The organism is Pseudomonas sp. NPDC086278 (assembly GCF_050280905.1).
Classification (GTDB): Bacteria; Pseudomonadota; Gammaproteobacteria; order Pseudomonadales; family Pseudomonadaceae; genus Aquipseudomonas.
In genome coordinates, this window is the sequence record NZ_JBNNWE010000081.1 from 13,778 (window position 1) to 27,732 (window position 13,955).

General features: G+C 61.0%; 8 protein-coding genes, 1 pseudogene and 1 riboswitch. Of the genes and pseudogenes, 4 read left to right on the forward strand and 5 right to left on the reverse strand.

All coding sequences use genetic code 11. The annotated features are described in order from the left end of the window. A pseudogene (locus ACQKP4_RS21785) lies at nt 1-1,296 on the forward strand (calcium-binding protein); the annotation flags it as partial. Between the two features lie 110 nt (nt 1,297-1,406). On the opposite strand, the gene ACQKP4_RS21790 reads toward ACQKP4_RS21785, so the two are convergent. The 5 genes from ACQKP4_RS21790 to ACQKP4_RS21810 form a co-directional block, all read right to left on the reverse strand. Further along, nucleotides 1,407-4,145 carry a LuxR C-terminal-related transcriptional regulator gene (locus ACQKP4_RS21790; protein WP_427635669.1) on the reverse strand — a complete coding sequence of 913 codons (2,739 nt, stop codon included), beginning with the start codon at nt 4,143-4,145 and terminating at the stop codon, nt 1,407-1,409. Nucleotides 4,146-4,486: 341 nt separating this feature from the next. Further along, nucleotides 4,487-5,851 carry a DUF1329 domain-containing protein gene (locus ACQKP4_RS21795; protein ID WP_427635670.1) on the reverse strand — a complete coding sequence of 455 codons (1,365 nt, stop codon included), beginning with the start codon at nt 5,849-5,851 and terminating at the stop codon, nt 4,487-4,489. Between the two features lie 27 nt (nt 5,852-5,878). Next, nucleotides 5,879-7,780 (reverse strand): DUF1302 domain-containing protein, encoded by a 1,902-nt coding sequence (locus tag ACQKP4_RS21800; RefSeq protein WP_427635671.1) that lies wholly within the window; start codon nt 7,778-7,780, stop codon nt 5,879-5,881. Nucleotides 7,781-8,126: 346 nt separating this feature from the next. Continuing rightward, nucleotides 8,127-9,809 carry a fatty acid--CoA ligase gene (locus ACQKP4_RS21805; RefSeq protein WP_427635672.1) on the reverse strand — a complete coding sequence of 561 codons (1,683 nt, stop codon included), beginning with the start codon at nt 9,807-9,809 and terminating at the stop codon, nt 8,127-8,129. Nucleotides 9,810-9,962: 153 nt separating this feature from the next. Continuing rightward, the gene (locus ACQKP4_RS21810) at nt 9,963-10,592 is read right to left on the reverse strand and encodes a LysE family translocator (protein ID WP_427635673.1); all 630 of its coding nucleotides are present in this window, start codon (nt 10,590-10,592) and stop codon (nt 9,963-9,965) included. Between the two features lie 239 nt (nt 10,593-10,831). Here ACQKP4_RS21810 and ACQKP4_RS21815 point away from each other — a divergent pair, with 239 nt between their 5' ends. From ACQKP4_RS21815 to ACQKP4_RS21825, 3 genes are all read left to right on the forward strand, one after another. Continuing rightward, the gene (locus tag ACQKP4_RS21815; protein WP_427635674.1) at nt 10,832-11,797 is read left to right on the forward strand and encodes a 2-hydroxyacid dehydrogenase; all 966 of its coding nucleotides are present in this window, start codon (nt 10,832-10,834) and stop codon (nt 11,795-11,797) included. A gap of 33 nt (nt 11,798-11,830) precedes the next feature. Next, the gene (locus ACQKP4_RS21820) at nt 11,831-12,829 is read left to right on the forward strand and encodes a methyltransferase (RefSeq protein WP_427635675.1); all 999 of its coding nucleotides are present in this window, start codon (nt 11,831-11,833) and stop codon (nt 12,827-12,829) included. A 40-nt stretch (nt 12,830-12,869) separates the two neighbouring features. Next, nucleotides 12,870-12,994: riboswitch (yybP-ykoY riboswitch) on the forward strand. Nucleotides 12,995-13,082: 88 nt separating this feature from the next. Next, on the forward strand, nt 13,083-13,667 hold the full coding sequence (locus tag ACQKP4_RS21825; protein WP_109502507.1) for a TMEM165/GDT1 family protein: 585 nt from the start codon (nt 13,083-13,085) through the stop codon (nt 13,665-13,667). The last annotated feature ends 288 nt before the right edge of the window (nt 13,668-13,955 follow it).

A 13,955-nucleotide genomic window follows, 5' to 3' on the forward strand; every position in this document is an offset into this window, starting at 1 on the left:
GAAGGGACCGACACCCTTTACCTCACCTTCAATGCGGCCCAGAGCAGCGTGGTCAACCTGGACCTGAGCAACCTGCAAAACGTCGAGAACCTCGTGCTGCTCGGCACCGGCGCCTTCACGGCGTACGGCAACAGCCTGGACAACACGATCACCGGCAACGCCAGCGACAACATCCTCGACGGCAAGGCCGGTGCGGACACCCTGATCGGCGGTGCCGGCAACGATGCCTACGTGGTGGATAACGTCGGCGACGTGATCGTCGAGCAAGGCACTTCGACTTCGGAAATCGACACGGTCTACTCCTACATCGATTACACCCTGGGCACCAACGTCGAGAACCTGACCCTGATCGGCGCCAACCTCAACGGCACCGGCAACAGCCTCAACAACGTCCTCAAGGGCAGCGTCGGCAATAACCTCCTCGATGGCGGTGCGGGCGCCGACTTCATGGCCGGCGACACCGGCAATGACACTTACATCGTCGACAACGTCGGCGATGTGGTCAGCGAAACCAGCACCCTGGTCGGCGAGATCGACACCGTACGCTCGTCGGTGAACTTCACCCTGGGCGCCAACCTGGAAAACCTGACCCTCACCGGCAGTGCCGACCTCAATGGCAGCGGCAACACCCTGAACAACGTGCTGACCGGCAACGACGGCAACAATATCCTCGACGGCGGCCTCGGCATCGACACGATGATCGGCGGCAAGGGCAACGACGCCTACGCCTTGGATCAGAGTGCCGAACTGACACTGCTACAGGAAAACGCCAACGAAGGTATCGATACTCTTTACCTCACCTTCAATGCCACCGCTCAGGACAATGTGGTCAATCTAGGGACCAGCAACCTGGTCAACGTTGAAAACATCCTGCTGCTGGGAACCGGTGCTTTCACTGCCTTGGGCAATAGCCTGAACAACTCGATCACCGGCAACGGCCAAAACAACATCCTCGACGGTGGCGCGGGTACCGATACCCTGACCGGTGGCGCGGGCTCCGACACGTTCGTGTTCGGTGCTGTAAGTCAGATCGGCACCGGTGCCAACCGCGATGTAATCACCGATTTCAGCAGCTTGCAGGGCGATAAGATCGATCTGACGAAGTTCGATGCCAACCTGCTGTCGGGTGGCTTCAACGGTTTCACCTTCATCGGTGCCAATGACTTCACCGGCGCAGGACAAGTGCGCTTCGTCGATCACGTGCTTTCGGGGAATGTCAGCGGCAACGCAGGGGCGGACTTCGAAATCCAGTTGGTCGGCGTCAACGCTTTTAGCGCCAACGACCTGGTGGCCTGACCGTTTCACCACAACGGCAACACCTGGTCTGCAAAACAGGCCGGGTGACCAAACAAAAAACGCCCCGACTGGTTCGGGGCGTTTTTATTTGCGGTCTGCGTCGTGTGGCGCTAGGTCAGTAGCCCGAACTCTTTCGCCCGCGCCACCGCTTGCGTGCGCCGTTCAACCCCAAGCTTGCTGTTGATATGGCTGGCATGGGTTTTAACGGTGTGCAGCGAGATGAACAGCTGATCGCTGATTTCCTGGTTGGAACACCCTTGGGCGATCAACCGCAGAACGGCCAGCTCACGCAGGCTGAGATTTTCCGGTCCAGCCGATACCTCCTGGGCCGGCCGCTCGGTCATGGCTGGAAGTTGTTCCGCAAGTACCTGCGAAACAGCCGTCGGGGCACAGAGTTGCAGCTGCCCGCGCAGCCAGTCCGGATGCTCGGCCAGCAATCCGTCAAACGGTTGCAACACACCGCCTGCCGCCGCTTCCAGCGCCTGTGCCAGCGCCCTGCGCGCTTCGGGCTCACGGTTGCCCACCAGCAACAAGGCAACCTTTTGCGTCAGTGCCATGACACAGAGCATTTGCCGACCGGTCTGCTGCCCATGCTCGACCAGCGCATTCAAGCGGCCTTCGGCGAGCATCGGCTGTCCTTGAATCACTTCCAGCAAGGCTTGTTGCAATTCGATGTGCAGCGGCAACTGCGGATGGAATTCCGGTGGTGCGGCCGGGTGCTCGCCGTTGTAGGTCTGGCCCAGACGCGCCAGCCAGGCTTCGGCCAGATCGGTGCGGCCCTGGGCCAGCCAGAGTTCGCATTTGACCAGGGTGATCATCGCCAGGTAGTAAATCGGCGGCACGTCCCAGATGTGCATCACGCGCTCGGCTTCAGCAAGTTCGGCGAAGGCTTTGGCGAACTCGCCGCTGTTGCCTTCGAGCCGGGCGATCACGCAGTGACCGACCAACACGCTGATATCGCGACAGGCGCGTGCTTCGTTCAAACCGCTCTGCAAACGCACGCGTGCGGCCTGTGGTTGCAAACGCAGCGCCAACAAAAAACCCTCGTACAAGGTCAGCCGCGCGCGCACCGCATAGAGTCGCTGCGGCGATAAACCTTGCAGCCGTTGCAGGCCCTGACGAACTTCCTCCAGCGCCCGCAGGATTTCCCCGCGCGCTTGCAACACGCGGGCGCGGTCGTAATGGGCCAGCGCTTCGAACAACGGATTGCCGACCCGTTGCGCCAATTCCAGCGACTCGCGGTTCAAGCCGCGCGCTCGCCAAAGGTCGCCGTCGGCAATCGCCAGGTTGGACAGCGTCGAAAGGCACATCAGCCGCTGGCCGTAACGCTTGGACGGCAAACTCTCCAGCGCTTCGGTGCAATACAGCACGGTCAGGTCCCGATGACCCCGACCGCGAGCGATGATCCCGCTCAAGGCCAGCCATTGCGCAAGCATGGATTTCTGCGCGGTGGCCGACGGCGCCGGCAGGAAGCGACTCAGGTGCGCCGCCAACTCTTCGGCAGCGTCCAGTTGACACGCCAGCCCCAACGCCCAGCTATAGAGCACGATCAACCGTGGCGTGCTGATCAGCAGGCTGTCGGGCAAGTCCATTTTCCAGCGCAACAACATGCCGACGTTCTGTTCGGCCAGCAGTTGCTCTTCCGACAGGTTCTGCACCAGGTTGGCCGCGACGTCGAGGTGCCCGGCGCGCAACGCCTGCTCCACGGCTTCATCGAGCAAACCCTGGGCATTGAACCAGCGACAGGCGCGCAGGTGCAGGCTGGCGGCCGGAACAATCGCTTGAGCCGTGGGCCGGGTGCGCAACAGGTCGGAAAACAGGTGGTGATAACGATACCAATGGCCATGTTCATCCAGCGGCACCAGGAATACCTGATGGGCCTGCAGGAAGCGCAGAATCTCGGCGCTGTCGTGGGCATCGCGGATCGCGTCGCACAGTTCGCTGCAAAAACGCTCCTGAGGGGCGGTGTCATACAGGAATGACTGCACTTCGGCGGGCAGGCAATCGATGACTTCTTCGAGCAGGTAATCGCGAATCAGCCCTTCCCCGCCGTGCAACGATTGCGGCAACGCGCCCTCGGTGCCCGCCTCGGAAGCCGCCAGCAACCAGAAGCGCAAACCGGCCACCCAGCCTTCGCTGCGTTCGATCAGACTCTCCAGCGCCTCGCCTCGCAGCGAACTGCTGTGTCGATCGAGCAAGGTCAACGCTTCGTCATGGGTCAGCCGCAGGTCCTGCTCATGCAACTCGAGCAATTGCCGCGACAGCCGCAGGCGTGCCAGATGCCAGTCCGGACGTTGCCGACTGGTGACCATGACCAACAGGCCATCGGGCAAATGGTTAAGGAAAAATTGCAGGCAACGGTCAAGCACCGGGCCTTGCGCCAGATGGTAGTCATCCAGCACCAGCAGCAGGGGGGTATTCGTCGAAAGGTGAACCGCCAGTTCATCGAGCAAACCGTCCAGCCATTCTTCGAAGGCGAACGGTTGATGACGCTGGCGCATTTTCAGCAAGCCCAGCGACTGGGCGCCGAGTTGCGGGAAGTAATCCTGAAGGCCTTCCAGCAGACGCTCCAGAAACCGCCCGGGATCGTTGTCTCGCGAGCTCAACCCCAACCAAAGGCTTCGCCAATGCGCCGGCAATCCCTGACAGAACTCCACGGCCAATGAGCTTTTGCCAAACCCGGCCGGTGCGCTGACCAGCAACAGCCTGCCACCGAGCCCGGCGCTCAGGCGCTCGCACAGGCGTGGCCGCAGTACGTGACCGTCGGGCAACGGAGGCCGAAAAAAACGCCCGTCCAATGCCGCGACGGCAACGCTTGCAGGGCCCGGGAGTGGGGACAGATCAGTCATGGCCGGCTCTTGTTTGAATTGCGGATGGCGGCGTTGCAGATGTCCGCAGACTAGCGGTAAACGTAGCGGTAATGAAGGTTATTGCTACAAATGGCTACAAAAAGGCTCCGCGCAAAGGTGTGACAGGTGGCGGGAGGTTTTTCCTGACAGAGCGCGTCGCCCTCTTCGCGAGCAAGCCCGCTCCCACAGGAGATCGCATTTCCTGGTAAAAACCCGTGACCTGTGGGAGCGAGCTTGCTCGCGAAGAGGCCATCCAAATCGCCACACATTTCACGGCGCAAAAAAAAACGCCCCGAACCAGTCGGGGCGTTTTTCGAGGATGCGGCCTCTGTTCAGTGCGCTTAGCGAATACCGTCCTGACGCAACGCGGCCGGGCTGAAGTCGCTGGTGGTGGCGGTGAAGCCGAAGTCATACGCCTGCTTCTCTTCGTTCTTCATGCCCAGTGCCAGGTAACGGCCCGATTGCAGGTCGTACAGCACTTCCAGCGCATACCAAGGTACTTGCTTGTCGTAGTAGTCCTCGGCATGCGCCTCGGCTACGCGCCACAGTTGACCGCGACCGTCGTAGTGATCGATCACTGCCGCTTGCCAAGTGTCTTCGTCGATGTAGAAGTCACGCTTGGCATAGATGTGGCGCTGACCTTCCTTCAGGGTTGCAACCACATGCCACACCCGGCGCAACTCGTAACGCGTCAGGTCCTGGTTGATGTGGCCGGCCTTGATGATGTCGGTGTACTTGAGGTCCGGCGAGTCGATCTTGTAACTGTCGGAGGCGATGTACATCTCTTTCTTGCCTTCGAGTTTCCAGTCGTAACGATCCGGCGCACCGTTGAACATGTCGAGGTTGTCCGAGGTACGCAGGCCGTCCGCCGCCGTACCCGGCCCGTCATAGGACACTTGTGGCGCACGACGCACACGGCGTTGACCGGCGTTGTAGACCCACGCCGAACGCGGTTCCTTCACCTGGTCGAGGGTTTCGTGCACCAGCAGCACACCACCGGCCAGACGCGCCGGCGCGGTCACTTTCTGCTTGAAGTAGAACAGGATGTTGCCCGGGTTTTTCGGGTCGTAGTCCTTCATCTTGTCGCGGAACACGAACTGGTCCTGGAAGTACACCAGGCTGAACGAGCCGTTAGGCTGTGGCGTGGCCTGGGTAACCAGACGGGTCACGCTGCCACCGCGATAGCGGGTGATGTGGTTCCAGATCACTTCAACGCCGCTTTTCGGAATCGGGAACGGTATCGCGGTGTCGAAGTTTTCCAGGCCGTTGCCGCCGGACACCAGGTTGGTGCTGGTGGCGTTTTTCTTGATGGCGGCGAACACTTCATCCGGCACGGTGGAACCGCGATGGGACGGGTAGACCGGCATGATGAAGGTGTCCGGGTAACGCTTGAACATCGCGTACTGGCCCGGTGCAAGCTTGTCCTTGTACTGATCGACGTTCTTGGCCGTGATCGTAAACAACGGCTTTTCACTGCCGAACGGGTTGGACAGGAAGCCTTTGCTGTCGACCGTGCCGGCATTCTTCGGCAGCGGTTTCCAGGCCGGGATCGACCCGTCGGCATTGCCCGCCATCTCGGCGCCCATCGGCGTCAGGCTTTTGCCCAGCTTGTCCGCTTCGGCTGCAGGGACCGCTGCCATGACGGCAGTCGCGAGCAGCGAAAGCCCCAGAACACCGGCGTGGAACAGACTCTTTGTTATTTTCATAGGTGTGTTCGTCCTGAAATGCAGTGCTTAGAAGTTCACGCCGACGCTGAGCGCAACGAAATCGCGATCATCCACGGTGGTGTACTTGCCGTCGAAGAAGTTGGTGTACGCCAGGCTCGCGGTGTAGGTGTTCTGGTATTCGGCATCGACGCCCAGGCTGACCGCTTTGCGGCCTTCCTCGAAGTTGCCGCCAGGGCCTGGCGAGTAACCGCTCACGTCGTGGGACCAGGCCACGTTCGGCTTGAGGTTCACACCGGCGAACACGTCGTTGTATTCCCAGATCGCACGACCGCGATAGCCCCACGAAGTCGCCGTGGTAAAGCCTTCGTTGGTGCAATTGCGACTGCGGTTGTTGGTGGCGGCACCCGCGCCGGCACCGCTGATGGTGCTGCTGTTGAGCGCAACACAAGTGTCCAGGGCGCCCGAGGCAGGCAGATCGCCCGGACCGAAGACCGGGTCGCGGCCATAACGAACGTCGGAAGTGCTTTCCAGGCCGCCGACGTGGGTCACGCCCACTTCACCCACCAGGGTCAGACGGCTCGCGCCCATGACCTGGTCAAAGAAGTGCGTCAGGGTGGTCTGGAACTGGGTGACCTCTTTACGACGATAACCATGCAGGTCGGTGCCCGCCGGGGCGGAGAGCAACGAAGCGTTGGTCAGGGGGTTGCCCGGATTGCCGTTGCCCAACGGACGAATGCCCGCGAACAGGATGTCGGTGGAGTTGAGCTGCACCGGTGCGTTCGGACGGTAGCTGATTTCACCGCTCCACGCCGTACCGGTAGGCAAGGTGGTGGAGAAGCTCAGACCGTAGAGGCGGATGTCTTCAGGGTATTCGATGAAGTACTTCGAGCTGCCCGCGACCACCAGAGGCCCCAGTGCCTGGAACGCGGCAGGCAATGCCGCCACGCCGTTGAACACCGATTGTGGTGCCCCGGTGGCGCTGAAGATCGGCGCACGGCTGTGGTAGTTCATGAAGTACGCACCGAACTCGGTGTCGAGCGGATCGAACATGTACTTGAACGACGCGCCCCACTGGCCGCTGTCGCGAGCATCGCGATCGCCACCGCGACGAACCAGCACACCTTCCTCGTTGACGTCGACGCCCGCGGCGGCCAATGGGCCCAGTGCGACGGCCGGAATGGTCGAACGCTTGTTCAGCACGCGAAGATTGTCGTTGCAACCGTCGGCAACAATGTCCGGCTGGGAGAAGAAGGTGCCGCAGTTATCGACGACGGTCTGGTCCCATTCCAGTTGGTAGAACGCCTCGGCCGAGAGATTTTCGGTGAGGCTCTGGGACACGTAGAACATGTTGACCGGGATCAGGCCTTCCTTGATCTCGGCGCCGGGACGGCGGAACGCGGACACGTCGATCGGGTTGATCGAGTTGATGCCGCCGCCGATGAAGGTACTTTCACCCCAGCTCACGACCTGCTTGCCCAGACGCACGGAACCCGGCTCGTCGGCAATGGTGTAGTTGTGATAGATGAAGGCGTCGAGGATTTGCCCGCCGGAGGACTTGGCGCCCTCTTTGCGGCCGTTGTTTTCGACGTTCTTGAATTCCAGGTTGGTATCTTGCAGCGCGAAGTCGTACCAGTATTTGCCCCGGACAAACACGCCGGTATCGCCGTATTTCAATTCAAGGTCATGGATGCCCTTGAAGATCTTTGAAAAGGCTTGGCCGCTCTTGAAGTTCAGGTGGCCGTCATCGGAGGTCTGTGACAGACCGTGCCCACCGTTGTTGACGCCGATCAGGTTCTTGTTCGGCTGCTGGGTCGACACGCTCATGCCCAGGGACAGCGACGAGTCGAACTGACCTTCGATTTCACCAACGTTGAAACTGACGCCGAATGCAGGCCCGGCGAGCGAAGAGGCGAGACTGACCGCCAGGGGCAATTTCGCCCGGCGCCAGAACGTGTTTACTGATGTCATCGACGCTACTCCATGTGCATTATTGTTATGGCAGTGAGCACTTCTAAAAACGTGATGGTTGACCGGGAGCCAAGGCGTCCCGAAGTCACTCCAAATTGCATCGCCCCGTGTTGTGCGTTTGCTCCGTTCTTAAAAATCCTTGAGCGGACTATAGCCAGCAGGTAGTAGAGCTTGATCCCTCTAAAGTGTGATTTGCAGCTGCCAGCCACTCTGGAACAGTCCTTTCGCCAGTCCGACACATGTCGGCACGGCAAGGATGGCTGAAAATTTGAATTTCACAAGCCAAGCGCTTGCTTGGTGGGGCTGGCGTGCCATTTGCGGCACGCCAGTGGCGCTTGAAAGACGCTTAAAGCGTCGAGAGGAAGGTGCTGTTGTTGGCCTGCCATTCGGTGATGTCGAGGCGAATGCGCTTCTTGTCGAGCTTGCCGACACTGGTCTTGGGAATTTCAGTAACAAGGGCGATCTGGCTCGGGATCGCCCACTTGCTCAAGTGCCCCAGTTCAACGAACGGCTTGAGGTGCTCCTTGAGTTCTTTGGCCCCGATCACATGGCCTTCGCGGATGACCAGCAAGGCAAACGGACGCTCGCCCCATTGCGGGTCGGCGATGCCCACCACTGCTACTTCGCGTACCGCCACGTGGCGGCTGATCAGGTCTTCGAGGTCCAGGGAGGAGATCCACTCGCCGCCGGTCTTGATCACGTCCTTGATCCGGTCGCGAATGTCGATCACGCCCATGCTGTCCAGCGTTGCCACGTCGCCGGTGTGCAGCCAGCCGCCGGCCCAGAGCTCGGCGCCCTTCTGCGGTTCGTTGAAATAACCCTCGGTGAGCCATGGCGCACGCAGCACCAGTTCGCCCTGGGTCTCGCCGTCGGCGGGCAGGAAATTGCCTTCGGTGTCGACGATCGCCGCTTCCACCAATGGCCCCGGCACGCCGGCCTTAATCCGATAAGTGGTGCGCTCATCTTCGGTGCCGGCCATCAATTCATCGTTGAGGTGCGCACACGAAACCAGCGGCCCGGTCTCCGACATGCCATACGCGGCGGTCAGTTGAATGCCCTTGGACTTGGCGTTTTCATACAGCGCACGGTTCAGCGCGCTGCCGCCGATGACGATTTTCCAGCCGCCGAAATCAGTGCCTTGCGCAGCTTTGGCATTGAGCACCATTTGCAGGATGGTCGGCACGCAGTGGGAAAAGGTGACCTTCTCCTTGCGCCACAACTCCACCAGGTATTCCGGGTCGTAACGGCCGGGATAAACCTGCTTGAGCCCGAGCATGGTCGCTACGTACGGCAAGCCCCAGGCGTGCACGTGGAACATCGGCGTGATCGGCATGTAGACATCGTTGGTGCCCAGCAGCCGCACGCTGTCGATGGCGCCCATGATGGTCGACACGCCCATGGTGTGCAGCACCAGTTGCCGGTGGGTGAAATACACACCTTTGGGGTTGCCGGTGGTACCGGTGGTGTAGAACGTGGTCGCGACCGAGTTCTCGTCGAAGTCCTGGAAGTCGTACTGCGTACTCGCGGCCGCCAGCAACTGCTCGTACTCGCCGACGAGGTTCGGCAGGTCGGCGGTTTTTTCCGGCAGGTCGGTCAGCAGCAGGGTTTTCTCCACCGTGGTCAGGTGCCCGGCAATCGCCTGGTAGAGCCCGACGAACTCGCTGTTGACCAGCACAAAGCGGTCCTCGGCGTGGTTCATGGTGTAGAGGATCTGTTCCGGCGACAGGCGCACGTTGATGGTGTGGATCACCGCGCCGATCATCGGGATGGCGAACATGCATTCCAGATACCGATGGCTGTCCCAGTCCATCACCGCCACCGTGTCACCGGCCTTCACCCCGGCCGCCGTCAGCACGTTGGCCAGCCGCGCGACGCGTTCGATCAGGGTCGGGTAGCTGTAACGCAACTGGTCGCGGTAGATGATCTCGCGGGTTTTCTCATAGCGAGCGCCGGACATCAGCAGGCGCTTGATCAGCAGCGGATATTGGTAAGCGCCTTCTGCTGGGGGGATAACGCGAGTCTGCAACATAAGAATCCCTTTTCCTGACTGCACGGTGATGGCTGAAAGTAAGCACTCTAGTGCCCTTCAACGCGAGTCAAATCAGCCAAAGGAATGATTTGCAGAGCCGTACAAATGCTAGCTTTGCGCCAGCATTTGCAGGAAGCGAGGAGCCATTTCCGATCAATGCATCTCGGTAAACGCGAGTTTCACGCCGATGGCGATCAGCACCACGCCCATGGTCCGGTCAAACCAGTGCCCCATCCGGGCGAAACCGGCGCGAACGCGCTGTTGGCTGAACAATCTCGCCACCAGGCAGAACCACACGGCCGTCGCCACCGCGAGGTAAACCCCGTAGCCGGCCTGCACCGCCAGTGGCGTGTGCGGGTTGATCACCACGGTGAACAACGACAGGAAAAACAACGTGGCTTTCGGATTCAGGCCGTTGGTCACAAAACCGGAAGTGAATGCGCCACGAGCGGTGCGTTCGCCGACTTCTTTGTGCAGGTCGTCATCGACCGCTTTGGCCGGTTGCGCGCGCAGTGCCTTGAAGCCGATGTACAGCAGATACGCGGCGGCCGCCCATTTCAGAGCGTTGAACAGCATGATCGACTGCGACACGATCAGCCCGATGCCGAGCAGCGAATAACCGACGTGCAGGAAAATCGCCGTACCGACGCCCAGCGCCGTCCAGGTGCCGGCGCGACGACCGTGGGTCACGCTCTCCCGCACCACCACGGCAAAGTCGGGGCCTGGGCTGGCCACGGCCAGCAAGTGAATCAGGGCAACGGTCAAGAACTCGGTCCAGTACATGGGGGCTCCTCTGGGGCAGATCGGTGGAAATAAACAGGATTAACGCCACACCCGTTTGGGAGCGGGCTTGCTCGCGCAGACGGCTCAACATTCAACGCTGATGCTGACGGGTAGTGCGCCTTCGCGAGCAAGCTCGCTCCCACAGGTTTGGCGTCTGGCCTGGCAGTAAGTAACCATTTGTGCCATCTGGTAGGCTCGGCAGATTACGCCTTCAGTTCAATGCACAAAAGGTACAGTTGATGACTAACACTCGCCGCGCCGTTTTCCTCGACCACCCATCCCTGGACCTGGGCGATCTCGACCTGACGCCTTTGCGTGATTGTTTCGACGACCTGCAACTGTTCGCGCAGACCACGCCGGATCAGGTGATCGAACGGCTCAAGGGCGCCACGGTGGCCATCAGCAACAAGGTCTTGATCGATGCCGCCGCCATCGCCGCCAGCCCCGATCTGAAGCTGATCCTGATCAGCGCCACCGGCACCAACAACGTCGACCTCGCCGCCGCCCGCGCCCACGGCATCACCGTCTGCAACTGTCAGGGTTACGGCACGCCGTCGGTGGCGCAACACACGATCATGTTGCTGCTCAACCTGGCAACGCGCCTGGCTGATTATCAGAAAGCCGTGGGTGAAGGTCGCTGGCAGCAGGCAAAACAGTTCTGCCTGCTGGATTTCCCGATTGCCGAACTGGACGGCAAGACCCTCGGCCTGCTTGGCCATGGCGAATTGGGCGGCGCCGTCGCGCGTCTGGCAGAGGCCTTCGGCATGCGCGTATTGCTGGGGCAGATTCCCGGGCGCCCGGCCCGGCCGGATCGCTTGCCGCTGGATGAACTGCTGCCCCGGATCGACGCCCTCACCCTGCATTGCCCGCTCAACGAACACACTCGCCACTTCATCGGCGCCCGTGAATTGGCGTCGATGAAGCCCGGTGCTTTCGTGGTCAACACCGCACGCGGTGGTTTGATCGACGAACAGGCGTTGGCCGATGCCTTGCGCAGCGGTCACCTGGGCGGTGCCGCCACCGATGTGCTGACTGTCGAGCCACCGACCGCCGGCAATCCATTGCTGGCCCACGACATTCCACGGCTGATTGTTACCCCGCACAACGCCTGGGGCAGTCGCGAGGCGCGCCAGCGGATCGTCGGTCAATTGACTGAAAACGCCCAAGGTTTCTTCAGCGGTAAAGCGCTGCGGGTCGTCAGTTGATAGACTGCGGCACTTTTTTTCACAGGAGCAGTTATGGATCCGCGCAGTGAAGTACTGCTTCGTCAGCCCGAGTTATTCCAGGGTTCGGTGCTGCTGGCCGGTTTGCCCGCCGACGATTTGCTCGGGCGTCTGCCCCAGGCCCATGGCTGGTGCTGGCATGCCGGTGATCAAGCCACGCTGGACGCGCGCTTTGCCGAGCGCAGCCACTTTGGCGTGAATGCGCCCGAGCGCGAATTCGGGGCGGCGGTGGTGTTTCTGCCCAAGTCCAAGGACCTGACCGATTACATCCTCAACGCCCTGGCTTCGCGCCTGGCGGGTCGAGAGTTGTACCTGGTGGGCGAAAAACGCAGCGGCATCGAGGGCGCGGCCAAGCAGTTGAACCCGTTCGGCAAGCCGCGCAAGCTCGACAGCGCGCGGCATTGCCAGCTCTGGCAAGTCACCGTGGCCAATGCGCCGGAAGCCAAGTCGCTGGAAAGCCTGGCGCAGACCTATGAATTGCCGCTGGCTGAAGGCCCGCTGAAAGTCATCAGCCTGCCAGGCGTGTTCAGTCACGGTCGACTCGATCGCGGCAGCGCGTTGTTGCTGGAACACCTGGACAAGTTGCCGAGCGGTCATTTGCTGGACTTCGGTTGTGGCGCCGGCGTGCTGGGCGCAGCCGTGAAGCGTCGTTACCCACACAATCAAGTTACGTTGCTCGACGTCGACGCATTTGCCGCCGCCAGCAGTCGCCTGACCCTGGCCGCCAATGGCTTGGAAGCCGAGGTGATCACCGGTGACGGCATCGACGCCGCACCAATGGGTTTGAGCGCGATCCTGAGCAACCCGCCGTTCCATGTCGGCGTGCATACCGACTATTTCGCTACCGAGAACTTGCTGCGAAAAGCAGCCAAACATCTGAAAAACGGTGGCGAACTGCGCTTGGTCGCCAACAGCTTCCTGAAGTATCAACCGCTGATCGAAGAGCACTTGGGCATCTGTGCAATCAAGGCCGAAGGTCAGGGTTTCAGAATCTATCGGGCCAAACGCGGCTGATAAATAAGTGCTTGCCTAACGGATTTTGCCTAGGCAGAATCCGCTCCGTCCTAGGGGAGTAGTCTCCCACGAGCGCCATGCTCGTCCGGCATACGTCAACATACTTGGTCCTCAGACCATGGCGTATGCGACCCAAGCGTCCGCATCAGACGGATCGCAGGGTTTGACAAGACCTATGACACGAACACCTTACCCGGGGCGGGAAGGCTGTACGTGTCATAGCCGTGTCGACCCGCCCCTTAGGAAAACCCTGATGCTGGATTCACTTCTCGTCCCCACCGCCATCGTTGCCTTGGCCGAAATCGGCGACAAGACGCAACTGCTCGCGCTGATTCTCGCGGCTCGCTTTCGCAAACCCTGGCCGATCATCGCCGGCATCGTCGCCGCGACTCTGGCCAACCACGCGGCAGCCGGTGCGGTAGGCGCCTGGTTCGGCAGTTTCTTCTCGAATGCGACGCTGCACTGGATCCTCGCCGCGAGCTTCACCGCGACCGCGCTGTGGACGCTGGTGCCCGACAAGATGGACGACGACGAAGCCAGCACCGCCCGCAAATTCGGCCCGTTCCTGACCACGCTGATTGCGTTCTTCCTGGCCGAAATGGGCGACAAAACCCAGGTCGCCACGGTGATGCTGGCTGCGCAATACCCGGACTTGTGGCTGGTGATCATCGGCACCACCGCCGGCATGCTGATTGCCAACGTGCCAGTGGTGCTGGCGGGTAACTTTGCAGCGGACAAATTGCCATTGACGTTGATTCGTCGGCTGGCGGCGTCGGCGTTTCTGGTGCTGGCGATTGTCGCGGTGTACAAGGCGATGCAGAGCAGCGGCTGGGTTTGACGCGGTTTAGTCTGTAGCACCGAGTGACCGTTCTTCGTCGGAACGCCGCCCGGAGCAAGCCCGCTCCCACAGGTGACCGAGTTGTCCAGACGGACGCGGTCCAATGTGGGAGCGGGCTTGCCCGCGAAGGCGTCAGCCGCCTCGACTCAAGACTTCGGAGCTTTCTCGTACAACGGCATCACCTTCGGAATCGCCTTCGCGGGCAAGCCCGCTTGTGTCTTGGGCAGGGGATAAACTTTGGGGTGAGAGGGGTGGATGGCAAGCTGTGAGTCCGCGGTGCTTGAAGCA